The organism is Aggregicoccus sp. 17bor-14 (assembly GCF_009659535.1).
GTDB lineage: Bacteria > Myxococcota > Myxococcia > Myxococcales > Myxococcaceae > Aggregicoccus.
In genome coordinates this window covers 208,057-230,064 of sequence record NZ_VJZZ01000012.1, presented here as the reverse complement: position 1 = coordinate 230,064, position 22,008 = coordinate 208,057, and the positions used below count along the sequence as shown (strand labels likewise).

Below are 22,008 nucleotides of genomic sequence, written 5' to 3'. Positions count from 1 at the left end.
TTGGGCATGACCCGACTCCCTGCTGCGCTGCGCCTCCTTCGCCTCACCCTCGGTACCACCGCGGTCCTGCTCGCCAGCGGCTGCGGCGGAGGCAGCGAAGAGCACTGCATGGATCTCGCAGTGGAGGCGCCCGCGGGCGTGCAGGGCATCGCGTACATGAAGGTCCAGAACGCCGATGCCTCGAGCAAAACGGGCGGCGGCTTCGAGGTTCCGACCCAATTGGGCACGCGTACCTGCTCCTGGGGTCTGCTCACCGAGAGCGACGCGCACTATACGGCCATCGCCTGGATGGCCCCGGGCTCCGAGCCGCGCCCCGAGTGCCAGGACGTGCTCAGCGACGCCTGCCAACCGCGGCCGGGCGACCTGCGAGGCGAGATGCAGTTCGCGCTCGAGGGACGCGTCACCCTCGTGCACGTGAAGGTCGCGCCGGTGAGCACCCCCTAGGGGACACGGCTTCGCCCGGCCTCCTCACCCCGCCCCTCTCCCCGGAGGAGCGGGAGGACTCAGGACCCGCGAGAGGAAGGGCGCGGTGCGGCTCTTCTTCGAGGCGGACACCTGCGCAGGGGTGCCCTGCGCCACGATGTGCCCTCCGTCCTCGCCCGCGCCCGGACCCATGTCGATGACCCAGTCGCTCTGCGCGATGACGCTCATGTCGTGCTCCACCAGCACCACGGTGTTGCCCGCGTCCACCAGCCCCTGCAGCTGCGCCATCAGCTTCTCCACGTCCGCCGGGTGGAGCCCGGTGGTGGGCTCGTCCAGCACGTAGAGCGTGTTGCCGCGCTGCTGGCGCTGCAGCTCCGTGGCGAGCTTGATGCGCTGCGCCTCTCCGCCGGAGAGCTCCGTCGCGGGCTGCCCCAGGCGCAGGTAGCCCAGGCCCACCTCGCGCAGCACGCCCAGCGAGCGGTGCACGGCCCCCTCCTCCACGAAGAAGGCGTGGGCCTCGTCGACCGTCATCCCCAGCACCTCGGCGATGTTCTTGCCCCGGTAGCGGATCTCCAGCGTCTTCGCGTTGTAGCGGGCACCGTGGCAGGTGGGACACGGCGCGTACACGCTGGGCAGGAAGATGAGCTCCACCATCACGAAGCCCTCGCCCTCGCAGGTCTCGCAGCGCCCCTTGGCCACGTTGAAGGAGAAGCGCCCCACGTCGTAGTGCCGCGCGCGGGCCTCCTTCGTCGCGGCGAACACCTTGCGCACCCCGTCGAAGAGCCCGGTGTAGGTGGCGAGGTTGGAGCGCGGCGTGCGGCCGATGGGCCGCTGGTCCACGCGCACCAGGCGCTTGATCTGATCCATCCCCTCCCCCGGCGTGGGCACGATGCGCCCGCCGCGCGTGACGATGACGGTGCGCTCCAGCTCGTCGACACCCTCCTCCTCCGCGCCCACGTCCACCTCGTGGCCCAGGTGCTGCCCCACCAGCTCCACCAGCACCTGGCTCACCAGGCTGCTCTTGCCCGAGCCGGACACGCCGGTGACGCTGGTGAAGACGCCGAGCGGGAACGCGGCGTCCAGGCCGTGCAGGTTGTTGCGCGACACGCCCTCCAGGCGCAGCCAGCCGCGCGCAGTGCGCGGGGTGCGCCGGAAGTCAGGGCCTCCCTCGAAGAGGTAGCGCCGCGTGTGCGAGGCCTCTACCCGGCGCAGGCCCTCGGTGGGCCCGCTGTAGAGGATGCGCCCGCCGTGCTGGCCCGCGAGCGGCCCCACGTCCACGATCCAGTCCGCGTGGCGGATGACGTCCACCTCGTGCTCCACCACGAAGAGCGAGTTGCCCGCGCCCTTGAGCTGGTCCAGCGCGCGCAGCAGCGCCTCGGTGTCCGCGGGGTGCAGGCCCGCACTGGGCTCGTCCAGCACGTACACCACGCCGAAGAGGTTGCTGCGCACCTGGGTTGCGAGCCGCAGCCGCTGCAGCTCTCCGGGGGACAGCGTGGGCGTGCTGCGCTCGAGCGTGAGGTAGCCCAGCCCCAGCTCGATGAGGACCTTGATGCGCCCGCAAAGGTCCTTCGCGATGCGCTCGGCGACGAGCGCCTTCTCCGGGTGCTCGCGCTGCAGCTTCGCCGCGCCGGTGGCCGTGCCGTCGGTCATCGGCTTGAGCAGCTCGGAGACGCGGGTGAGCGGCAGGCGCGAGAGCTCGCCGATGTCCAGCCCCGCGAAGGTGACGGAGAGCGACTCGCGCTTGAGCCGCTTGCCCTCGCACAGCGGGCACTCGCCGCTCACCATGTACTGGCTCACGCGCCGCTTCATCAGCGCGCTCTGGGTGGTGGCGAAGGTCTGCAGCACGTACTTCTGCGCGCTGGTGAAGGTGCCCAGGTAGTTGGGCTCCTCGCCGCGCTTGAGGGCCCTTCGCGTCTCGGCCGGCGTGTAGCCCGGATACACCGGCACCTGGGGCTGCTCGTCGGTGAAGAGGATCCAGTCGCGGTCCTTCTTCGGCAGCTCGCGCCAGGGGCGGTCCACGTCGTAGCCGAGCGAGACGAGGATGTCGCGCAGGTTCTGCCCGTGCCATGCGGGGGGCCACGCGGCGATGGCGCGCTCGCGGATGGTGAGCGAGTCGTCCGGCACCATGGAGCGCTCGGTCACCTCGTACACGCGCCCCAGGCCGTGGCAGCGCGGGCACGCGCCCGCGGGCGTGTTGGGGCTGAAGGCCTCGGCGTCCAGGTGCTCCTGGCCGCGCGGGTAGGTGCCGGCGCGCGAGTAGAGCAGGCGCAGCGAGTTGTTGATGGTGGTGACGCTGCCCACGCTCGAGCGCGAGGTGGGCGCGCCGCGGTGCTGCTGCAGCGCGACCGCCGGCGGCAGCCCCTCGATGGCATCCACCTCGGGCACGCCCACCTGGTCGATGAGGCGGCGCGCGTACGGGGCCACCGACTCGAAGTAGCGGCGCTGCGCCTCGGCGTAGAGGGTGCCGAAGGCGAGCGAGCTCTTGCCCGAGCCGGAGACGCCCGTGAACACCACCAGCGCCTCGCGCGGGATGTCCACGTCCACGTCCTTGAGGTTGTGCTGGCGCGCGCCGCGCACCCGCACGAAGCGGGCGCGCTCATGGGCGTCTTCTCGGGACTCTTCTCGATGCTCGTCGTGCGGCTGGACGCTGCGCAGCTTCGCCATGAGGCCTCCCGTCCTGGCTCAAGCTAGGACCGGGAGTACGGCTGCGGCATGAAGCGGCCGGCTGGTCGCTTTGCGGGCACGCTCGACGGCGCAATCCCTCACCCCGGCCCTCTCCCAGGGGGAGAGGGGACGGGCGCGCGGGCTGCGCTCACTGGAGCGGCAGGCTCAGGCGCGCGTGACGCGGCCGAGGCGGGCCATGCCTTCGCGGATGAGCTCCGGGGTGCGGTTGGAGTAGTTGAGGCGCAGGAAGCGGCCGTTGGAGGGGCCCGCGAAGAAGGGGCTGCCGGGCACGAAGGCCACCTTCTGCGCGAGCGCGGCGTGGAAGAGCTTGTCCGCGCTGAGGCCCTCGGGGAACTCCACCCACACGAACATGCCGCCTGCGGGCGCGGTCCACTGGCTGCCCGCGGGCATGTGCTCGGTGAGCGACTCGAGCATGGTGTTGCAGCGCTCGCCGTACACCTGGCGCAGCATGCCGATGTGGCCCGCGTAGTCGAAGGTCTGCAGCAGCCGCGCGATCGCGCGCTGCGAGAGGGTGCCGGTGTGCAGGTCGCTCGCCTGCTTGGCGATGGTGAAGCCCTTGAGGAGGCTGGGCGGCGCGACCATCCAGCCCACGCGCAGGCCGGGCGCGAGCGTCTTGGAGAAGGTGCTCAGGTAGATGACCACGCCCTGGTCATCGAGCGCCGCGAGCTTGGGCAGCGCCTGGCCGGTGAAGCGCAGCTCGCCGTAGGGGTCGTCCTCGAGGATGGGCACGCGGTAGGTCTGCGCGAGCTGCACGAGGCGCTTGCGGCGCGCGAGGGATAGCTGCCGGCCGGTGGGGTTGTGGAAGTCCGGCACCACGTAGATGAGGCGCGGGGGCGTGGGGCCCTTGAGCATGGCCTCCAGCGCCTCCACCTGCATGCCCTCGGCGTCGCTGGGCACGGGGTCGAACTGCACCTCGTAGCCGCCGAGGCTCTGCAGCGCGGCGAGGTAGCTGGGGTTCTCCACCGCCACGCGGTCCCCGGCGTTGAGCAGCACCTTGCCCACCAGGTCGATGCCCTGCTGCGAGCCGTTGGTGACGAGGATGCGCTCGGGGCTGGCCGAGATGCCGCGCTGGGCGAGCAGCGCGCTGATGTGCTCGCGCAGCGGGAGGAAGCCCTCGGTGATGCTGTACTGCATCGCCTGGGCGCCCTCGGTGGCGAGCACGTCCGCGTGGGCGCGCGCGATGGCGTCCACCGGGAAGAGCTCGGGGGCGGGCAGGCCGCCGGCGAAGGAGAGGATGTCCGGGCGCTCGGCGACCTTGAGGATCTCGCGCACGGCGGAGGTGGTCATGCGCGACATGCGCGAGGCCAGCGGCAGGGTCATGGGCGTGGCGGGATTCACGGTGTTCATGGGAAGCGGGGCGGCGAGGCTCATGGCCGGTCTCCTTCGAGAAGTCGCTTGGCGGGGTGCACGTGCGTCGTCTCCTTCATCGAGGAGAGGACGATGGTGGTGTGCGTGCGGGTGACGCCGGGGATGGTGCGCAGGTTGTCCACGAGCAGCGTGTCCAGGGTGCCCGTGTTGTCCGTGCGGACCTTGAGCAGGTAGCTGTCCTGGCCCGCCACCCGGTGCGCCTCGAGCACGTCGGTCATCGTGAGCACCTTCTTCGCGAAGCCCTCGAAGTACTTCGGGTGCTCGATGCTCACGCCGATGAAGGCGGTGATGTCCTTGCCCAGGCGCGCCGCGTCCACGCGCGCCGCGTACCCGGTGATGACCCCGCGCCCCTCCAGCTTGCGGATGCGCTCCGCCACGGCCGGCTGGCTGAGGCCCACCTCGCGGCTGAGCTCGAGCTGCGTGCGACGGCCGTCGCTCTGCAGCAAATCCAACAACTTGAGGTCGAGGTCGTCCATGGCTTATAAAAATAAGGTGCCGGGGCAGCTTCGCGAGGAATGTATTGCCTGCCTGCCAACACGGCAAGTGCAGAAGACAGTCCCCCGTCCGCGGGCCAGGGCCCACTGGCCCGTCTCCAGGCAGGCAGGCTGCGGGCGGGGCCGGCGCTAGAGCCAGCTCGAGCCGGAGGGCGCCCGGCCCAGCCCCGCGAGCGCGGCCTCCGCGGCGCGCACCCCGTGCCACTGGGCCTCCTCGAAGAGCGCGAGCCCGCCCAGGTCGCTGTGGGCGAAGTGGAGGCTGGGCCCCGCTCCCGCGCTGAGGCTGCGCCCGGCGGCCTCGCGCGCGCCACCCCAGAGGAAGCCTACGCGCGGGCGCACCATGGCGTGGCCCCAGCGCATCACCTCCAGGCGCTCGGCGTCCTCGCGCACGCCCGGGTGCGCGACCGCGAGGTCGGCCATCACCAGGCGCTCGTACTCGGCGTAGCCCGCGGACAGCATGCGCGCGCGCTCGCCCTTCACGTCCTCGCCGGAGAGCGGCAGGTACCAGGTGAGCACGGTGGGCCCCACGTCCACCGCCTGCAGCCGCTGGTGGGTCGCGACCACGTAGCCGAGCGAGCGGCTCTCGTAGAGGACGTTGTCCCAGGCGAGCGGGAAGCCGCGGCCCGCGGGCTTGCGGTGCAGGTGCAGGTTCGCCACCACCCAGGGGCTGTACGCGAAGGCGTCCGCCCAGGCGGGGCGCTCGGCGCGCCACGGCGCCACCACGTGCTGGGCCACGTAGCGCGGGCCGGCGAACACCACCTGCCGGGCATGCCAGGCGCGGGGGGTGTCGCCCTCGAGCCCATGCACGCGCCAGCCCTCGCCCTCCGGCTCCACCGTGTGCACGAGGACGCCGGTGCGCACGCGTTGCGCTCCGGCCGCCGCGCGCAGCGCCGCCACCAGGTGCCCATTGCCCTCGGGCCAGGTGAGGAAGCCCTCCGCGCCCGATTGCTGCGACTCGCCGTCCTGGCGCGCGGCGAAGTACCAGATGCCGGCCCACGCGCTGGTGAAGGCCGCCTCGGCGCCGTAGTCGTCGCGGCAGGCGTAGTCCACGAGCCAGCGCAGGCGCGGCGAGGTGAAGCCCTCCTGCGCGAGCCACGCGGCCATGCTCAGCCGGTCGAGCTGCGTCCACTCCGCGTCGTCGCTGCACGCGCCCACCGGCACGGTGAAGGCGCGCCTTCCCTTCGCGTCGCGCGCGGCGGCGAAGCGGGCCATGCGCGCCTCGAAGCGCGCGAGCTGGCGCAGGTCCTCGGGGCTCGCGCCCGCGCGCAAATACAGCCCCTCGTACCAGCTGCCGCGGTAGAAGAGCCGCTCCTCGGGCTCCTGCACGCGCAGCGCCTCGGCGTACTCGGGCCGCCCGCGCGCATCCTCCCCCACCACCGCGCCCAGCTCGCGCAAGAGCCGCACCACCGGCCCCGAGGACTCGAGCGGCGCAGGCAGGTAGTGCGCGCCCCAGGGGTAGGCGCTCACGGCGCTCCTCCCCGAGCGCGCGGTGCCGCCCGCCTTCGCGTCCAGCTCGAGCACGCGGAAGTCCGTGACGCCTGCGCCCGCGAGCCGCCACGCCGCACTCAGACCCGCGATGCCCGCGCCCACGACGAGCACGTCCACCCGCTCCGCCTCGGCGGCGCGCGGCAGCGGGCCCCCTGCGCGCAGCCGGTGTCCCGACTGCACCGCGCGGTCCACCAGTGCTCCGGGCACGGGGGCGCCACTGGCCTCGGGCCTGCGGCAGGCCTGCGCCGCCACGGCGCTTCCGAGGAAGGCCGCGAGCAGCTCGCGCCGGCTCAGTTCCAGTGGCGCCACTCGTCCTCGTAGTAGTGCACGAGCACCTGGTTGTTGAGCCGGTTCACCTCCGCCGGCACGCGCGCAATGTCCTGGGGAAAGCGCGTGAGCGTGGCCAGCGTGTCCTCGTCGAGGAAGCGCAGGCCCGGCGGCAGCGCGCGCTGGGGCAGGGCCTCCGCGCGCGCGACGAGCACGTAGCCCCACTCACCGAAGGAGGGCACCAGCACGTGGTAGGGCAGCGTCCAGAAGCCCGCGCTCGCCAGCGTGGCCTCCACGCACCAGTAGGACTGGCGCGCGTAGAGGGGGCTCGTGCTCTGCACCACCGCCACCCCGTCCGGGGCGAGCCGGCGCTGCAGGAGCCGGTAGAAGCCCGTGGTGTAGAGCTTGCCGAGCGAGAAGTTGTTGGGGTCCGGGAAGTCCACGATGGCCACGTCGTAGGGCGCGTCCTGCGTCTCCGCGAGGTAGCGCAGCGCGTCCGCGTTGAGCACGTGCAGCTTGGGGTCCTTGAGGCTGCCCGCGTTGAGGCGCGCCAGGTCCACGTAGTCCGTGCCCAGCCGGGTCATCGCCGGGTCCAGGTCCACCAGCGTCACCGACTCCACCTCGGGGTAGCGCAGCACCTCGCGCGCCGCGAGCCCGTCACCTCCGCCGAGGATGAGCACGCGCGCGCGGCGCGGGGCGCGCGTCATCGCCGGGTGAACCAGCGCCTCGTGGTAGCGGTACTCGTCCACCGCCGCGAACTGCAGGTTGCCGTTGAGGAAGAGCGAGAAGCCGCGCTTGCCGCGGGTGAGCACGATGCGCTGGTAGGCGCTGGTCTGCGCGTGCACCACCTCGTCCGCGTACAGCTGCTCCTCCGCGAGGCTGGTGATGCGGTCTCCGAGCAGCAGCCCCACGAAGAGCAGCACCGAGAGCGCCACCGCCTTCACCCGCAGGCGCAAGGGGTTGCCGAGCACCGGCGCGAGCAGCCAGGTGCTCCAGAGCCCCACCAGCGCGTTGATCAGCCCGAAGAGCAGGGAGGTGCGCACCAGGCCCAGCTTGGGCACGAAGAGCAGCGGGAACATCACGCTCGCGGCGAGCGCCCCGAGGTAGTCGAAGGTCAGCACCTGCGAGACCAGGTCCTTGAAGCGCAGCTGGTCCTGCAGGATGCGCAAGAGCAGCGGGATCTCGAGCCCCACCAGCGTGCCCACCAGCCCCACCGTGGCGTAGAGCACCACGCGGAACAGGTCGGTGAGCCCGAAGCTGAAGAAGAGCACCGGCGCGCACAGGCCGCCGAGCAGCGCGACTCCCAGCTCCACCTCCACGAAGCGCTGCGCGAGCCCGCGCTCCACGAAGCGGCTCAGGTAGCTGCCCACCCCCATGGCGAAGAGGTAGCCGCCGATGACGGTGGAGAACTGGGTGACCGAGTCGCCCAGCAGGTAGCTCGCGAGCGCCCCCACCACGAGCTCGTAGATGAGCCCGCAGGTGGCGACCACCAGCACGGTGAGGAAGAGCAGTGCGCGGTTCACGTTCGGAAGAGGCCTAGCCCTGGATGGCCGCGGACACGATCATCGCGAGCCCGATGATGAAGGCGCCCATCACCACGCCCAGCGCGACGTTCTGATCCACCTCGATCTCCTTCTGCACGTCGAAGGGCATCACCCGGCGGAACACCCAGAGCCCGAGCACGAACACCAGGAGCCCCACCAGCGCGTACACCACACTGGCCAATAAGCCCTGCACACTCACCAGCACGCAGAAGAGACCCATCACTTGCCTCCCTGAAAGCCACCGGTCCAGAAGATGGCGCCACCGGGGCCGCGCCGTGCGTCCCCCGGCAGCTGCCCGCGCTCCTCGGCCGTGTAGGGGCGCCAGCCCGTGAAGGCCAGGTACGCGAAGAGCAGCACCACGAGTCCACCGAGGAAGCGCATCAGCCACCCTCCTGAAGGTTGCTCTCCGCCCAGCGCCGCGTCTCGAAGCTGTTGGCGCCGTGGAGGGCGAAGCCCACGGGCACCAGCAGGAGCCCGAGGAAGACGAGGAACAGCGTGCCGCTGGGCGGAGGGTCATCCACCACCTGCACGTGGAAGCTGCGCTCGCGCGGGCCCTTCGTCGGATCGAAGGAGGCGGTGGTGCGCAGCACGTAGCGCCCGGCCTCGAGCCGGCCGAGGCGCGCGGTGCCCTCGCGCGAGCCCTCCGTCCACGCGCCGTCGCTGTCGCGCCCGGAGTAGTAGCTCAGCTCCTCGTAGAAGCTGACCACCTCGCCCGTGGCGTCGTTGACGAGGTCTCCCTGGACGCCGAGCCAGTCGTTGTCCAGCGCGCTCTCCAGCCGCACCTCCACCGGCCCGCGCCGCGGCAGCTCGAAGGGCTCGCTGAAGTGCATCGCGCTGGGCTCGCCGCTCAGCGCGTCCGGCGCCACCGCCACCACCACGTCCAGCACGTGCGCGTTCGCCGAGCGCACCCACGCGGCGATCTGCACCGCGAGCAGCAGCGCCGCCCACAGCCCCGTCCAGCGCAGGGTGGCCCGCGCGCGCGCCTTGCCCGGGTTGGGCTGGCTCGCGCCCACGCCGCGCGGCCGCGGCAGCTTCTCCTTCAGCCCGAAGGCCTGCTGCACCTGGGCGGGCGTGAGGTAGGTGCCGTGGCTGAAGGTCACCTCGCTCTCGGTCGCGTCCTCGCTGAGGGAGTGCGGCGGCGCCACGTAGTCGGTGGCCTCGGCGCGCTCTCCGGCCTGCACCTCCCAGTAGCACTCGCCCAGCACGCTCTCCGTCACCGCCGTCACCTGGCTGAAGGCCCGGTAGCGCTCGCCGCGGTAGTGCGCCGCGCTGCCGCGCCGCACGCTCACCTCGCCCGCGGGGATGGGGATGAGGTGGCTCCAGTGCCCCTCGGAGACCAGCAGCCAGCTGAAGCCGCGCGCGCGGTTGAAGAGCAGGTGCTCGCCCCAGGCGTAGCGCGTGCCCTCCACCCGGCAGGAGCGCACGAGGTACCCGATGCACACCCACTCCGTGCCCGCGAGCCGCCCCGTGCTGCCCAGCGGCACGGGCGGCGCGTGCTTCGGCTTCTCCAGCAGCTGCAGGAAGGAGAGCCGCCCGGTGCTCGCATCGAGCAGCGCGCCGCAGTAGGGGCAGCCCACGCGCTTCGTGCGGTCCGGCGCGCGCAGCTCCAGCGGCCCGTTGCACTGCGTGCAGCGCGCCTGCTGCAGCGCCACCTTGCGCACGCGGGGTTGGAGGTCGGAGAGCGGGATGCCCAGCTGCTCGAGCTGCACGCGCTCGCCGAGGAACACCTCGGGGGCGGAGTCGCGCGGGCCGAAGTCCAGCGTAGCGAAGCGCCCCTCGGTGCCGGTGGCGTCCACGTAGCGCGACTCGACGGAGGGGTCCACGTCGTCGGGAAGCTGGCCCGCGGCGCTCACCGTGCGCGCGCGGCCCACCTCCTCGGCCACGTAGCGCTCGCCCTGCAGCACGAAGCGGTGCCCGGGGCGGAAGGTTCCGAGCGAGAGCTCCGCCTCCTCACCCGCGAAGTGGCTCAGGTGCAGCGCACCCTCGCTCTCGCTCAGCCAGCCGGTGCGCCCGTCCGAGAACTCGAGGTACCACTCGTCCCAGGGCCCTGCTCCGAAGTCCTTCTGCAGGTGACCCACCAGCGTGAAGGGCACCTTGCGGAAGGTGCCCGAGAGCCCGAGCCGGAAGGGGCTCTCCGTGTCCACCAGCGCCGCCACCCGCCCGCGCGCCTCGAGCTGCTCGCCCTTGCGCGCCACCACCGCCTGGCAGTGCTCGCACACCAGCACGCGCGCGCTGCCGGCCGTGAAGGCCACCGGCGCTCCGCACGAGGGGCACTGGCCCTGCGTCACGGCGCCACGCTCCGCGCGAGCTCGCGCACCTGCACCCGCGCGCCCGCGCCCAGGTGGCGCGCCACGAGCGCCGCGAAGTCCGGCCGCGGGCGAGCGCGGCAGCAGTAGAGGTTGAGCGCCGCGAAGCCGTGCTCGGGGAAGGTGTGCACCGCGAGGTGGCTCTCGGCGAGCAGCGCGAGCCCCGTGACGCCCCCGGGCTCCGGGAACACATGCCACTGCGGCTGCCCCACCACGTGCAGCCCCAGCACCACCACCAGCTCCTCGAAGAGCGCGGCGAGCGCCGCCTGGCTGCGCAGGCGCGCGGGCTCGGCGCCGCTCACATCCACCAGCCACTCCTGTCCGGTCGTCAGCGTGCGCCCCCTCCTCTCCGACGGAGGTCCTTCTAGCACGGGAGCTGCGCTGCCCCCGATTGACCGGAGCGGTGCTGTTCCTCTCTACTCACCTTCCCCACGCGCCATGCCTCCCCGCCTCACCGAAGCCCCCGTTCCCGAGACCTCGCTCTCCGTCCCCGCGCCGCGCAACGTGCTGCGCCCGGAGGCGGTGCTGGACGGCGCGGACGGCTGGTGGGGCCCGGGCTGCGCGGGGCTCGCCGGGTGGTTTCGCGCCAAGAGCGCGCCGACCACCGACGTGACGGCGGAGTTCCGCCGCGTGCATGCCCGGGTGCGCGCGGCCGAGAGCGTGCTGCCCGCCGAGGCGCGCGAGCACCAGTACCTGCTCCTGCGCGGGCTGCTCGGAGACGAGCTGCCCGGCTACTTCGAGGACAACGTGGGGCGCCTCGTGCGCCGCGGCCTCGACGTGCGCGAGGTGGCCGTGGACACCGAGGGCGCGCTGAGCGCGAACGTCCTGCGCGTCTGCGAGGCGCTGCGGGATGCGGTGTACTTCGGGCGCAGCGTGGTGCTGGTGGGCCACAGCAAGGGCGCCGTGGAGGCGATGGCCGCGCTCGCGCTGCACCCGGAGCTGCGGGGTCCCGTGCGCGCGCTCGTCGCGCTGCAGGCCCCGTACGGCGGCTCGCCCATCGCGAACGACCTCATCACCATTCCCCGGCTGCGCCGGCTCGTGGACACCGTGATGCCCTGCGTCTTCCAGGGCCAGAGCGTCTCGGTGGAGGACTTCACCTACGCCGAGCGCATGCGCTTCGTGCGCGCGCATCCGTATCCCACGGAGATTCCCACCGTGGCGCTCGCCACGAGCCGGGGCTCACCCTTGTCCCTGCTCGCGCCGGTCGCGCGCTACACGCGCCGGCGCTACGGCTGGGCCTCGGATGGCTTCGTGGTGCCCGAGGATGCGCTGGTGCCCGGCGCCCGCGTGGTGCGCCTGGACGACGTGGACCATGCGCAGGGCGCAATGCGGAGCCTGCCCGGGCTCTCACGGTGGAGCCCGGGGGATTTGACCGAGGCGCTGGTGGCGCTCGCGTTGACGCGGTAGGTGCAACCCGGTTGCACCTGATTCAGCGGTGCACGGTGCTCATGTCCGGGTAGCGCTGGCCCATCGCCGCGCCCACCGGGAACACCGCGTCCAGCTGCGCGAGGTCCGCGCCCGAGAGCGCGAGCGTCGAGGCGCCCGCGTTCTCCTCCAGGCGCTTCACCTTCTTCGTGCCGGGGATGGGCACCACGTCCGGCCCGCGCGAGAGCACCCACGCGAGCGCGAGCTGCGCGGGCGTCACGCCCTTGCTCTTCGCCAGCTGCTCCACCTTGCTCACCAGGTCCAGGTTCTTCTGGAAGTTCTCCCCCTGGAAGCGCGGGTTCCTCCGGCGGAAGTCGTCCTCCGGCAGGTCCTCGAAGCGCTTGAACTGCCCGGTGAGGAAGCCGCGCCCCAGCGGGCTGTACGCCACGAACCCGATGCCCAGCTCGCGCACGGTCGCGAGCACCTGGTTCTCCTCCACGTCGCGCGTCCACAGCGAGTACTCGGTCTGCAGCGCCGTGATGGGGTGCGTCTTGTGCGCGCGGCGGATGGTCTGCGGCGCCGCCTCGGAGAGGCCGAGGTAGCGCACCTTCCCCGCCTTCACCAGCTCCGCCATCGCGCCCACCGTGTCCTCGATGGGCACCTTCGGGTCCACGCGGTGCTGGTAGTACAGGTCGATGTGGTCCACGCCGAGCCGCTTCAGCGAAGCGTCGCAGGCCTGGCGCACGTACGCGGGGTCCCCGCGAATGCCGAGGAACTCCCCCTTCGGCCCGCGCACGTTGGCGAACTTCGTCGCCAGCACCACCCGGTCCCGGCGGTCCTTGATCGCCCGCCCCACCAGCTCCTCGTTGGTGAAGGGCCCGTACATGTCCGCCGTGTCCAGGAAGCTGACCCCGAGCTCCAGCGCCCGGTGGATGGTGCGGATGCTCTCCGCCTCGTCCCCGGCGCCGTAGAACTCGCTCATCCCCATGCAACCCAGCCCCAGCTCCGAGACCACCAGCCCCTGCTTGCCCAGCGTGCGCTGCTTCATCCCATGTCTCCTCGCGCGTGTGTGCGTGCGGGGCTGACGGTGTATCGGCAGCGCCCGGAGTGCATCCGGGTCGAGCCGACCGGGTGAGGGCTCCGACAGCCGAGCGCTGGGCGGGCGGGGGGACGCCCACCCTCTCCCAGGGGGAGAGGGAGGACGCAGCGGGCTCAGTGGGCCGCAGGCTTCGAGGCGGGCGCGGTGGGCGCAGGCGCGCCCGCGGTGCGCTCGGTGGCCTCGGGGCGCGGCAGCACGTCGCGCATCTCGGCGAGCGCGTACGTCACCCATGCGAAGGCGGCGGTGCTCTGCGCGAGCGCCTGCGGGTCCACCTTGTCCAGCGTGTCCGCGGCGGTGTGGTGCACGTCGAAGTAGTGGCTGGTGTCCACGCGCACGCCCGCGAAGGGCACCTGCGCGCTCGCCATGGGCGAGAGGTCCGCGCCGCCCGCCTCGCCCTCGAGCAGCTGCGCGGCGCCCACCGCCTGCAGGGGCGGCAGGAGGCGGCGCATGAGCGCGTCGGCGCCCGGCCCTGCCTTCACCGTGACGCCCAGCGGGCGCCCGCCGCCCGCGTCGGACTCGAGCCCGGCCACGTGCTTGGCGAGCTCGCCCGCGTGCGCCGCGGCATAGGCGCGGCCGCCGGCGAGCCCGTTCTCCTCGTTCATGAAGAGCACGATGCGCACGGTGCGCCGCGGCGGGCGCTCCAGGTGCGCGAGCAGGCGCGCCGTGTCCATGGCCATCACCACGCCGGCGCCGTCGTCGTGCGCGCCGGTGCCCAGGTCCCAGGAGTCCAGGTGCGCGCCGAGCACCACCACCTCGTCGGGGCGCTCGCGGCCGCGGATCTCCGCCACCACGTTGGAGGAGGGCACGTCCGGCAGCGTCTGGCAGCCGAGGACCATCTTCACGCGCACGGGCTCCTTCGGGTTCGCCGCGAGCAGCCGGTGCAGCAGCGCCGCATCCTCGGTGGTGACGGCGGCGGCCGGCACCTTCGCCACGCCCTCCTCGTAGCGCATGGCGCCGGTGTGCGGCGTGCGCAGGGACGCGGTGGCGAGCGAGCGCACCAGCATGCCCACCGCGCCCAGCTTCGCGGCCTCCGAGGCGCCCCGGGTGCGCAGCGCACTGGCGCGCCCGTAGCCCTCGGCGGTGCTCATGTCGTGGTTGAAGAGGACGATCTTCCCGCGCGCCCCCTGCCCCAGCGCCGTGAGCTCCTCGAAGGAGTGCACCTCCACCACCTCCGCGGTGAGCCCCTCCTTCTCCGTGGGCACGCTGCCGCCCAGCGCCGTGAGGTGCAGGGTCTGGGCGCGGCGGCCTGTGGCGGCGAGCACCTCGCCCGTCTCCACGCCGCGCACCCAGTGCGGCGCCTGCACCGGCTCCAGGCGCACCTTCACGCCGTCCGCTTCCAGCCGCGCGCGCGCCCACTGCACCGCGGCCTCGGCGCCCGCGGAGCCGGAGAGGCGCGGGCCGATGGTGTCGGTGAGCTCGGTGAGCAGCGCCCAGGCGTGGCCCTCGGTGAGGGCCGGGCCCATGAGGCGGCTCGCCACGCGCGGGTCCAGCTCCTGCGCGGCAGGCGTCGCGGCCGGGGCCTTGGCCGGCGCGGCGGAGAGGAGGGCGAGGGCGGCGGTGGGCAGGGCGAGCGGGGAGAGGGGCATGGTCCCTCACTCTTCCGGGGAAGCCCCCGCACCGCAAGCAGGTTTGCCTGCGCCCCTGTTCAGGGCACGCCGCTCTCGGCCATCCAGCGCTGCACCTCGCGCCGCAGGGGCTGGCCGTCCTCGCTCACCAGCTGCTCGAGCGCCTGGTGCGCGAGCGCAGCGGCGCGGGGCCGGTCCTGCCGCGATTCCCAGAGGGCATGCGCGAGGAGGTAGCGCGTCTGGGCCTTGAGCCGGGGGGCCACCTCGGCGCGGTCGCGGATGCGCAGCGCGCGCTGCAGCGGCGCCACCGCCTTCGCGGGCTGGTCCAGGTTCAGGAGCGCCTCGCCGTAGCCGGTGAGGGGGTGGGCCATGTTCGCGCCCTCGGGGTCCGGCCCCTTCTCGAAGACCGCGATGGAGCGCTGCAGGTAGGGCAGCGCCTCCTTCGCGCGCCCCAGCCGGGTGAGCACGATGCCCACGTTGGTGCAGGTGATGGCGCTGCTCGGGTGCTCGGGGCCGAAGCCCGCCTCCTTCACCTTGAGCGCGCGCTGGTACATGGAGAGCGCCTGCGGGTAGCGCTCCAGCTGCTCCATCACCACGGCCGCGTTGTTGAGCACCGCCCCCAGCTTGGGGCTGCTCGCGGACAGGGCCTTCTCCAGGATGGCCACCCCGCGCTCGGCCAGCTCCGCCGCCTCCTGGCGCCGCAGCTCCCCCAGCGCGCTCGCGGTGGTGATGAGCGCGTAGCCCACCTGCGGGTGCTCGGGGCCGAAGACGCGCTCGAACACCGCGCGCGAGCGGCCGTAGGAGACGAGCGCCTCCTCGTACTTGCCCTGGTTCTCCAGCGCCTGGCCGAGGCGCTGGTGCACGTCCGCGGCCTCGATGGAGTCGGGCCCCGCCGAGCGCTCCACGAGCGCGAGCGCGCGGCGCAGCAGCGCCTCGCCCTCCACGTACTTGTCGTTCACCAGGAGCACCGCGCCGCGCACGCTGTAGAGCCGCTGCGCCGCGTCCACGTCTCCGGGGCGGCGCGAGAGCACCGCCTCCGCCAGCTGGAACCACTCCTCGCTCTCCTTCGCGCGGGTGCTGTCGAAGCCGATGACCGAGACGAGGCCGGTGAGCGCGTCCAGCTTCGTCTCGTCGTGGTTCGTCGCCTCCGCGGCCCACACCGCCTGCTTCAGGTGGCGCTCCCCGGCGTCCTTGTCCCCGAAGCTGCCCTGCAGGAGGCCCAGCAGGTACTCGGCCTCGGCCTCCAGGGGGCGGTAGTGCAGGCCGCGCGCCTCGGCGAGCAGCGGCTCCACCAGCGCGACTCCCTCCTTGAACTTGCCCGCCCCGCGCAGCACGCGGCCGCGGGCGAGCCGGCCGCGCAGGTCCTCCACCTTCTGAGCGAGCGCGGGGGACTCGGGGGGCGGCACCTGGTGCATCAGCGCGTCCACGTCCGCGCAGGCCTCGAGGCTGGAGAGCCCGTTGGCCAGCGACACGGCCTTCTCCACCACCTGCGCGTCCGCGTGCGCGAGCACGTCGGTGAGCGCGGAGAGCTCGGCGCGCTTGTGCTCGAGGCACCCGGTGCGCAGCTGCAGCACGCGCGCGCTCGCCTCGCCGCGCACGTGCGTCGCGAGGCAGGCGTCCTCGCGCTGGGCGCGCCAGCGCTCCACGTACGCATCCAGCGCCGTGCGCACCCGCGCGAGCGCCCCCTGCGCGTAGGGCTTGCCCGAGCCCGCGAAGGCGCTCGCCACCTCGCCCTGCTGCGCCCGCGACCACACCCCCCCCAGCCCCGCCTGCGCCTCGCTCTCGCACTGCGCGCGCTCGCGGCCGGCGAGGTGGCGTTGCACGCCCCAGGCCCCCAGCAGCGCCAGCGCCGCCGCGCTCGCGAGCGCCCAGCGCCGCTGGCGGGCGCGCGGGTCCTGCTGCAGCGCCGCGAGCAGCGCCTCCATGGTGGGGAAGCGCGCGTCCGGCGAGACGCTGAGCCCGCGCAGCACCACCCGCTGCAGCCACGCCGGCACGTGCGCGTCCGGAGGCGGCGGCTGCACCTCGCCGGCGAGCGTGGCGCGCATGAGGCTGCGCGCGTCCTTCCCCACGAAGGGCTTCTTTCCGTAGAGCCCGAAGTAGAGCGCGGCGCAGAAGCCGAAGGCGTCCGCGCGCCCGTCCAGCACCGCGCGCGAGTACTGCTCGGGCGCCATGTAGCCCGGCGTGCCCACCAGGCTGCCCGCGTGGGTGAGCGAGGCGTGCAGCAGCGTGCCGGAGGCGCGGGCCTCGGCCTCGGGCGCCTGCAGCTCGAGGTCGGGCGCCGGCGCGCGCTCCTCGCCCGCGCACGCGAGCCCGAAGTCCATCACGTACACGCGGCCGCCGGGCCCCAGCAGCACGTTGTCCGGCTTGAAGTCGCGGTGCACGAGCCCCGCCGCGTGCGCCGCCGCCAGGCCCCGGCCCGCCTCGAGGAAGGGGCGCAGCACCTCGGGCCAGGGGCGCCGCCGCTCGAGCAGCCACGCGCGCAGCGTGGTGCCCTCCACCAGCTCCATCGCGATGAAGACGCGCCCGTCCGCCTCGCCCGCGTCGAACACCGGCAGCACGTTGGGGTGGGACAGCTGCGCCATCGCCTGCGCCTCGCGCAGCAGGCGCGCCTTGCCGTCCGCGCCCGCGGCGCGCGGCAGCAGCAGCTTGAGGGCCACCTTGCGGTTGAGCTGCGGGTCGAAGGCCGCGTACACCTCGCCCATGCCGCCCGCGCCCAGGCGCTCGAGCACCAGGTAGCGCCCGAGGCTGCTGCCGCGCGGCAGCGCCTGCGGCTGCGGGGCGAGCGGCTGCGGGGCGCCGATCTCCGGGGTGGGCTCGTCCTCGCCGCTCGCGTCGCCAGCGCGCGGCGCGGGCTGCGCGAGCGAGCCGGGCAGCAGGTGCGTGCGGCTGCGCTCGCCGCACGCCTCGCAGGTCTCCAGGTGGCGCGCCTCGGCGGCCGTCGCCGTCGCCTCGCCCTGCGCGAGCGCCCACAGGCGCCCCTCGTCCAGACAGCCCAGACTGCCCATGTGCCCGCGGTCCTCTTCCCGGCGCGCAGCGGCGCTTCCCGCTCCTACGCGTCCCGAGGGGGCAGTGTGAACGCAGCGCCCGTCGGCGCTCAAGGTGAGGCCGGGTGCGCAGTGCGCGGTGCACCCGGGGAGCAGGCGGGCGGGGCCGCGGCGACCCGGGCCGCAGGGCCTGGGTCGGGGGCCCAGAGGGAGCGGGGACGCCTACGCGCTCGCGCTGGCGCCGGACACCACCGGCATGAGGCGGCTCGCGAGCGCCCCCACCAGCGAGTCCTCGGCGAGGCCCGCCGCGACTGCCGGCACCTTGAGCCGGCGCGTCACCAGCGTGCGCAGCTCGAAGAAGGCCCAGGCCGAGACCACCGCCGTGGTGGCGCCCAGCGCCGCGGCCGCGAGGGTGCGCCCGCGCGAGCTGCCCGCCACCGAGGCCGCCGCGGCGAGCGCGCCCGCGAAGATCCGGCCGGCGAGCGGCACCGCCTTCACGCGCGCGGGCGTCATCGGCAGCTTGTCCACCACCAGCTCGCCCAGCGCGAGCAGGCCGAGCGCCTGCGGCACCCAGGGCTTGGCCAGCGTGCGCGCGAGCCCGCTGTTCAGCGGCCCCGGCGCCTCTGCGAGCCGGCGGCTCACCAGCGTGGGCGCGCTCATGCTGCGCATCCCGGCGAGCACCCCCAGCCCCAACGGCGTCAACCATAATCCTCTGCTCACGGCCTCCACCTCCTCGTGGACCTTCGTCTTGTGACGTCCCTGCGCGGGCTGCGCGAAGAACTGCACGGGCGCCGTCTCCACCTCGTGGCCCGAGTGCTCGAGCGCCCCGCTGTGCGCGGCCTTGCCCACCAGCTCCGGGCGGTGGCGCGCGAGCTCGCGCACGCGCACGTGGGTGAGCCGGTGCCAGGCGCGCTGGTAGCGGCGGCCCACGAGGCTGAAGCCCAGCCGGGTCCACCAGTTGGGGAACTGCCCGGGCCGCCAGCTCGCCTCGATGGTGAAGCTCACCTCGCCGCTCGCGTGATCCTTCTGGAGCAGGAACCACTCGCAGCCCGCCTCGATGTGGCCCGCGAGCGTCTCGAAGCTGAAGCCGTAGATGCTGCACTTCTCGCCGCGCTCGAGCCGCGTGCCGCCCACGCGCACCGCGCACAGGAAGCGCAGCTTCTCGTCCAGGCTCTTGAGCTCGAGCAGCACCGCGCGCCCGCGCAGGGGCTCGTCCTGCTTGAAGTGCCAGCGCACGATGCGCGGGTCGGAGAAGTCGAAGGTCTCGAACACCGCGCGCGCCCGCTCGAAGAGCCCGTCGGGCGCAGGCGGACCCGGCTCCTCGCGCCCCAGCCGCGACACGCTGCGCACCTGGCTCCAGCCCGTCTCCAGGGACATCTTCTCCGGCTCGTCGGGGAAGTTGCGCGGCAGGGTGCGCGCGAGCGCGAGCCGCGGCAGCAGCTCCTGCTCGCTCCAGCCCCGGAAGTAGCGCCACTCGATGAGGCCCTTCTTCGTGGGCTCCTTCTTCGCTCCGCCCTCGCTCGTCACGCGGTCTGCCATGCGCTCTCAGTCTCCCTTCGCCACGAAGGTGGGCCCGTGCTCCGGGTCGCCGTCGTCCGGCTCGCCCTGCAGCTCGGTGGTGTCCGCGTGGATGGCGCCCACCACGCCCTCCCCTGCGCTCACCGCCGCGCGCAGCACGAACTCCGTCCAGGTGTTGGTCTGCATCGCCTCGCCGCCCGCCACGAAGCCCACGTAGTGGAAGGTGGAGCCGGAGCGCGCGCGGCTGCGGATGTGGAAGATGACGTCGCGCTGCTCGTTGCGGTAGGCGCCGAAGGTGATGCGGCCCGCCTCGGGGTGCCCGGGCAGCGTGGCGAGCGTGAGGCTCTGGGCGTCCTTGTGGATGCAGCGCACCTGGAAGGTGCCCGCGCCCTGGATCTTCACGTGCAGCTCCTCGCCCTCCTCCACCGGCTCGCCCTCGCGCTCGGGATCCGAGCGCTCGAAGACGCACAGCTCCTTCGGCGCGAACTCGGGGAAGCGCCGCGCCACCCACTCCATCAGCTGCGAGGGCGAGCGCTGGCTGTTCTGGATGACCGCCCAGTAGTCGCGCTGCAGCAGCGGGCCCGAGCCCTGGTCGGGCAGCAGCAGCTCGGCTGCCTGCTCGACCTTCTCCTCGGCCGCCTCCTTCGCCTGGTTGACCTTCTCGGCCACCTTCTCGGTGGCGGATGTGGTGCCCTGCATCTCGCCCTTTCGGTTGGTCGACCCCACCATGATGGGGACCGCCCGGGCGCGCTGCATGGCGCAGCGGCACCGCGGCGCAGCCACCTTGCCTGCCCAGGGAGAGAGCAGACCGATGGACGTCAACCCCGCCAGTGAGGCCTCGAAGCAGGACTACGTGAAGGACTACGTGGCGCCCCCCGTCGTGCGCGCCGAGCACGTGGAGGACTCCTTCACCCGCCTGCTCGAGCAGCAGACGGCCAAGGTGCCCTCGCACTACTTCCTCTTCGCGAGCCTGTGCGCCATGGCGAGCTCGCTCGGGCTCGAGGTGGCCCAGCGGCCGCGCGTGGCGCGCTTCGTGGGCCTGTGGGTCACGCCCCTGCTGGTGATGGGCGTGTACAACAAGCTGGTGAAGACGCTGGGGCCGCGCTGAGGGCGCCCTAGCGCGGCTCCGGAAGGCGCAGCGCCGCGCGAAGCTGCTCGGCGCTCTGGCCGAGCCAGTGCCGGCGCTGGTTCTCCAGCGTGCTGAAGGTGCGCGGCTGCATGCGGTCGAGGTAGAGCGCGCCGTCCAGGTGGTCCACCTCGTGCTGCAGGATGCGCGCGTACCAGCCGCGGGCGCTGCGGCTGAAGGGGCGGCCCTGCTCGTCCAGGGCGTCCACCCGCACGCCGCGGGCGCGCGCCACCAGCGCCGCGAAGCCGCTCACGCTGAGGCAGCCCTCGAAGAACTCCACCGGCGTCGCGTCCTCCACGGTGAGCCGCGGGTTCACCAGCACGTGGAAGGGCACCGGCTCGCGCTCGCGCGCCGCGAGCTCCCCGGCGCCGAGCCCCGCCTGGTACTCCGCGCGGTCCTCGATGACCACGAGCCGCACGTCCACGCCCACCTGCGGCGCGGCGAGCCCCACCCCGGGCGCATCGCGCATCGTGTCGCGCATCAGCGCGATGAGCTGCTGCACCGCGGGGGACTGCACCTCTTCGGCCGAGAGCTCGCGCGCGCGCTGGCGCAGCACGGGCTCCCCGCACTGGACGATCTTGAGCACCATGGCGCCCGAGCATCGCACGGGCGCCCCGCCGACGTCAGGCGCCCTGCCCCGCCCGCGCGATGGCGAGCGTCACCGTGTACTGGCCCGCGGCGCCGGGCTTCAGCGTGAGCACGCCGCTCCAGGGCTCGCCCTTGCGCCCGCGGAAGCGCCACTCGCTGCGCGACGCGGAGGCCGCGCTGCCCTCCGCCCGCGTCCACGTGCCCGCGGACTGGAGCGCCTCGCCCAGCTTCGCCATCAGCTGCGGCGCCCCCAGGGCCGAGCGCCCCTCGAGCACCAGCTCCCAGCGCCCGGTGTCCCCCTCGGTGCTCGCGACGCTCCAGTCCCCCAGCGCGCTCACGTCCACCGGCGGGATGAGGCGGTCGGCGAGCGCGGCGCGCACGAAGGGGGTGCGCGGGCGCCAGTCGTACTCGCCGTTGAGCGCCACCTGCTGCGCGAGCCCGCGGCCACTCAGCTTCTCCACCACGTGCAGCGCGCCGTCGATGCCGGCCGAGAGCCCGGCGGTGGTGACGATGCGGCCGTTGTCCACCACGCGCTGGTCGTCCACCACCTTCACCTCGGGGAACAGGGCCTGCAGCCGCTTCAGGTTGCCCGCCGTGGTGGTCGCACTGAGCCCGTCCAAGAGCCCCGCGTTCGCCAGGATGAAGGCCCCGTTGCACACCGACATCAGCTGCTGCACGCGGGTGCTCTGCTGCTTCACCCACGCGAGGATGGGCGCGCGGTGCTGCGCCTCCGTCACCCCGCCGCCGGGCACCACGACGACGTCCGCCTGCGGGGCCTCCGCGAAGGCGTAGCGGGGCACCAGCGTCTGGCCCATCGCCGTGGTGAGCGGCGCGCGCGTCTCCGCCACCGTGTACACGTCGTAGTCCGCGCCGCCGAACACCTCGTAGGGGCCCATGGAGTCGATGATCTCCACGCCGTCGAAGAGGAGGATGGCGACCTTCTTGCGCGCCGGCGCCGGGGTCTGCTCCGCCGCGTCCGGCCGCTCCACCAGCTTCATGCCGCAGTCGGGGCAGGTGCCCGGCGTGTCGTGCACCTTGTCGTCACAGGGGTGTTTGCAGGGCGGGCACACGTAGTGCTTCGCGTGCTGCGCGGCGGGCTCCGCGGCCCAGGCAAGGCCCGAGACGAGGGCGAGGGTGAGCAGCAAGAGGCGAGGGATTCTCGTGGGGGCTCTCATGAGGGCTCCGGTG

At 73.4% G+C, this 22,008-nt stretch carries 19 protein-coding genes; 3 read left to right on the top strand and 16 right to left on the bottom strand.

Annotation, left to right across the window (positions count from 1 at the left end; all coding sequences use genetic code 11):
- Positions 1–6: 6 nt before the first annotated feature.
- Positions 7–444 carry a hypothetical protein gene (locus FGE12_RS22385; protein WP_153868582.1) on the top strand — a complete coding sequence of 146 codons (438 nt, stop codon included), beginning with the start codon at positions 7–9 and terminating at the stop codon, positions 442–444.
- Positions 445–468: 24 nt separating this feature from the next.
- On the opposite strand, the gene uvrA is transcribed toward FGE12_RS22385, so the two are convergent.
- The 9 genes from uvrA to speD all read right to left on the bottom strand — a co-directional run bounded on the left by uvrA (position 469) and on the right by speD (position 10,883).
- Positions 469–3,087, bottom strand: a complete 2,619-nt coding sequence (gene uvrA, locus FGE12_RS22380; RefSeq protein WP_153868581.1) for an excinuclease ABC subunit UvrA — start codon at positions 3,085–3,087, stop codon at positions 469–471.
- Positions 3,088–3,252: 165 nt separating this feature from the next.
- Positions 3,253–4,479, bottom strand: coding sequence for a PLP-dependent aminotransferase family protein (locus tag FGE12_RS22375; protein WP_370459110.1), 1,227 nt, complete (start codon positions 4,477–4,479; stop codon positions 3,253–3,255).
- Positions 4,476–4,952 carry an Lrp/AsnC family transcriptional regulator gene (locus FGE12_RS22370; protein WP_153868580.1) on the bottom strand — a complete coding sequence of 159 codons (477 nt, stop codon included), beginning with the start codon at positions 4,950–4,952 and terminating at the stop codon, positions 4,476–4,478. Before FGE12_RS22370 ends, FGE12_RS22375 begins: the two co-directional genes overlap by 4 nt.
- Before the next feature lie 147 nt (positions 4,953–5,099).
- On the bottom strand, positions 5,100–6,758 hold the full coding sequence (locus FGE12_RS22365; protein WP_153868635.1) for an FAD-dependent oxidoreductase: 1,659 nt from the start codon (positions 6,756–6,758) through the stop codon (positions 5,100–5,102).
- On the bottom strand, positions 6,749–8,248 hold the full coding sequence (locus tag FGE12_RS22360) for a polyamine aminopropyltransferase (protein WP_194798163.1): 1,500 nt from the start codon (positions 8,246–8,248) through the stop codon (positions 6,749–6,751). The genes FGE12_RS22365 and FGE12_RS22360 overlap by 10 nt, the downstream gene beginning before the upstream one ends.
- Positions 8,249–8,261: 13 nt before the next feature.
- Complete coding sequence (locus tag FGE12_RS22355; RefSeq protein ID WP_370459113.1) at positions 8,262–8,441, bottom strand: DUF350 domain-containing protein; 180 nt, start codon at positions 8,439–8,441, stop codon at positions 8,262–8,264.
- A 47-nt stretch (positions 8,442–8,488) separates the two neighbouring features.
- Positions 8,489–8,650 carry a hypothetical protein gene (locus tag FGE12_RS30085; RefSeq protein WP_194798162.1) on the bottom strand — a complete coding sequence of 54 codons (162 nt, stop codon included), beginning with the start codon at positions 8,648–8,650 and terminating at the stop codon, positions 8,489–8,491.
- Complete coding sequence (locus FGE12_RS22350; protein ID WP_194798161.1) at positions 8,650–10,557, bottom strand: DUF4178 domain-containing protein; 1,908 nt, start codon at positions 10,555–10,557, stop codon at positions 8,650–8,652. The genes FGE12_RS30085 and FGE12_RS22350 overlap by 1 nt, the downstream gene beginning before the upstream one ends.
- On the bottom strand, positions 10,554–10,883 hold the full coding sequence (gene speD / locus FGE12_RS22345; RefSeq protein ID WP_194798160.1) for an S-adenosylmethionine decarboxylase: 330 nt from the start codon (positions 10,881–10,883) through the stop codon (positions 10,554–10,556). The genes FGE12_RS22350 and speD overlap by 4 nt, the downstream gene beginning before the upstream one ends.
- A gap of 130 nt (positions 10,884–11,013) precedes the next feature.
- Here speD and FGE12_RS22340 point away from each other — a divergent pair, with 130 nt between their 5' ends.
- On the top strand, positions 11,014–11,982 hold the full coding sequence (locus FGE12_RS22340; protein WP_194798159.1) for a lipase: 969 nt from the start codon (positions 11,014–11,016) through the stop codon (positions 11,980–11,982).
- Positions 11,983–12,004: 22 nt separating this feature from the next.
- On the opposite strand, the gene FGE12_RS22335 is transcribed toward FGE12_RS22340, so the two are convergent.
- The 5 genes from FGE12_RS22335 to FGE12_RS22315 all read right to left on the bottom strand — a co-directional run bounded on the left by FGE12_RS22335 (position 12,005) and on the right by FGE12_RS22315 (position 19,862).
- On the bottom strand, positions 12,005–12,988 hold the full coding sequence (locus tag FGE12_RS22335; RefSeq protein ID WP_153868578.1) for an aldo/keto reductase: 984 nt from the start codon (positions 12,986–12,988) through the stop codon (positions 12,005–12,007).
- Between the two features lie 164 nt (positions 12,989–13,152).
- Positions 13,153–14,625, bottom strand: coding sequence for a M28 family peptidase (locus FGE12_RS22330; protein ID WP_153868577.1), 1,473 nt, complete (start codon positions 14,623–14,625; stop codon positions 13,153–13,155).
- Between the two features lie 59 nt (positions 14,626–14,684).
- The gene (locus tag FGE12_RS22325) at positions 14,685–17,609 is read right to left on the bottom strand and encodes a serine/threonine-protein kinase (RefSeq protein ID WP_153868576.1); all 2,925 of its coding nucleotides are present in this window, start codon (positions 17,607–17,609) and stop codon (positions 14,685–14,687) included.
- Positions 17,610–17,810: 201 nt separating this feature from the next.
- Positions 17,811–19,127 (bottom strand): DUF1990 family protein, encoded by a 1,317-nt coding sequence (locus tag FGE12_RS22320; protein ID WP_153868575.1) that lies wholly within the window; start codon positions 19,125–19,127, stop codon positions 17,811–17,813.
- A 6-nt stretch (positions 19,128–19,133) separates the two neighbouring features.
- The gene (locus FGE12_RS22315) at positions 19,134–19,862 is read right to left on the bottom strand and encodes a DUF1990 family protein (RefSeq protein WP_228530985.1); all 729 of its coding nucleotides are present in this window, start codon (positions 19,860–19,862) and stop codon (positions 19,134–19,136) included.
- 55 nt (positions 19,863–19,917) lie between these two features.
- On the opposite strand from FGE12_RS22315, the gene FGE12_RS22310 reads away from it, so the two are divergent.
- The gene (locus tag FGE12_RS22310; protein WP_153868574.1) at positions 19,918–20,214 is read left to right on the top strand and encodes a hypothetical protein; all 297 of its coding nucleotides are present in this window, start codon (positions 19,918–19,920) and stop codon (positions 20,212–20,214) included.
- A gap of 7 nt (positions 20,215–20,221) precedes the next feature.
- Here FGE12_RS22310 and def read toward each other — a convergent pair whose 3' ends face one another.
- Together def and FGE12_RS22300 are read right to left on the bottom strand one after the other, a co-directional pair.
- Entirely contained in the window at positions 20,222–20,821 is a 600-nt protein-coding gene (gene def, locus FGE12_RS22305; protein WP_153868573.1) for a peptide deformylase, read from the bottom strand.
- 34 nt (positions 20,822–20,855) lie between these two features.
- Positions 20,856–21,995, bottom strand: a complete 1,140-nt coding sequence (locus tag FGE12_RS22300; RefSeq protein WP_153868572.1) for a DJ-1/PfpI family protein — start codon at positions 21,993–21,995, stop codon at positions 20,856–20,858.
- Positions 21,996–22,008: the final 13 nt, after the last annotated feature.

What these genes read in the sequence shown, in the direction of transcription:
- FGE12_RS22385 (WP_153868582.1), top strand. Translation starts at nt 7, where the DNA reads ATGACCCGACTCCCTGCTGCGCTGCGCCTCCTTCGCCTCACCCTCGGT.
- uvrA (WP_153868581.1), bottom strand. Translation starts at nt 3,087, where the DNA reads ATGGCGAAGCTGCGCAGCGTCCAGCCGCACGACGAGCATCGAGAAGAG.
- FGE12_RS22375 (WP_370459110.1), bottom strand. Translation starts at nt 4,479, where the DNA reads ATGAGCCTCGCCGCCCCGCTTCCCATGAACACCGTGAATCCCGCCACG.
- FGE12_RS22370 (WP_153868580.1), bottom strand. Translation starts at nt 4,952, where the DNA reads ATGGACGACCTCGACCTCAAGTTGTTGGATTTGCTGCAGAGCGACGGC.
- FGE12_RS30085 (WP_194798162.1), bottom strand. Translation starts at nt 8,650, where the DNA reads ATGCGCTTCCTCGGTGGACTCGTGGTGCTGCTCTTCGCGTACCTGGCC.
- FGE12_RS22340 (WP_194798159.1), top strand. Translation starts at nt 11,014, where the DNA reads ATGCCTCCCCGCCTCACCGAAGCCCCCGTTCCCGAGACCTCGCTCTCC.
- FGE12_RS22335 (WP_153868578.1), bottom strand. Translation starts at nt 12,988, where the DNA reads ATGAAGCAGCGCACGCTGGGCAAGCAGGGGCTGGTGGTCTCGGAGCTG.
- FGE12_RS22330 (WP_153868577.1), bottom strand. Translation starts at nt 14,625, where the DNA reads ATGCCCCTCTCCCCGCTCGCCCTGCCCACCGCCGCCCTCGCCCTCCTC.
- FGE12_RS22325 (WP_153868576.1), bottom strand. Translation starts at nt 17,609, where the DNA reads ATGGGCAGTCTGGGCTGTCTGGACGAGGGGCGCCTGTGGGCGCTCGCG.
- FGE12_RS22320 (WP_153868575.1), bottom strand. Translation starts at nt 19,127, where the DNA reads ATGGCAGACCGCGTGACGAGCGAGGGCGGAGCGAAGAAGGAGCCCACG.
- FGE12_RS22315 (WP_228530985.1), bottom strand. Translation starts at nt 19,862, where the DNA reads ATGCAGCGCGCCCGGGCGGTCCCCATCATGGTGGGGTCGACCAACCGA.
- FGE12_RS22310 (WP_153868574.1), top strand. Translation starts at nt 19,918, where the DNA reads ATGGACGTCAACCCCGCCAGTGAGGCCTCGAAGCAGGACTACGTGAAG.
- def (WP_153868573.1), bottom strand. Translation starts at nt 20,821, where the DNA reads ATGGTGCTCAAGATCGTCCAGTGCGGGGAGCCCGTGCTGCGCCAGCGC.
- FGE12_RS22300 (WP_153868572.1), bottom strand. Translation starts at nt 21,995, where the DNA reads ATGAGAGCCCCCACGAGAATCCCTCGCCTCTTGCTGCTCACCCTCGCC.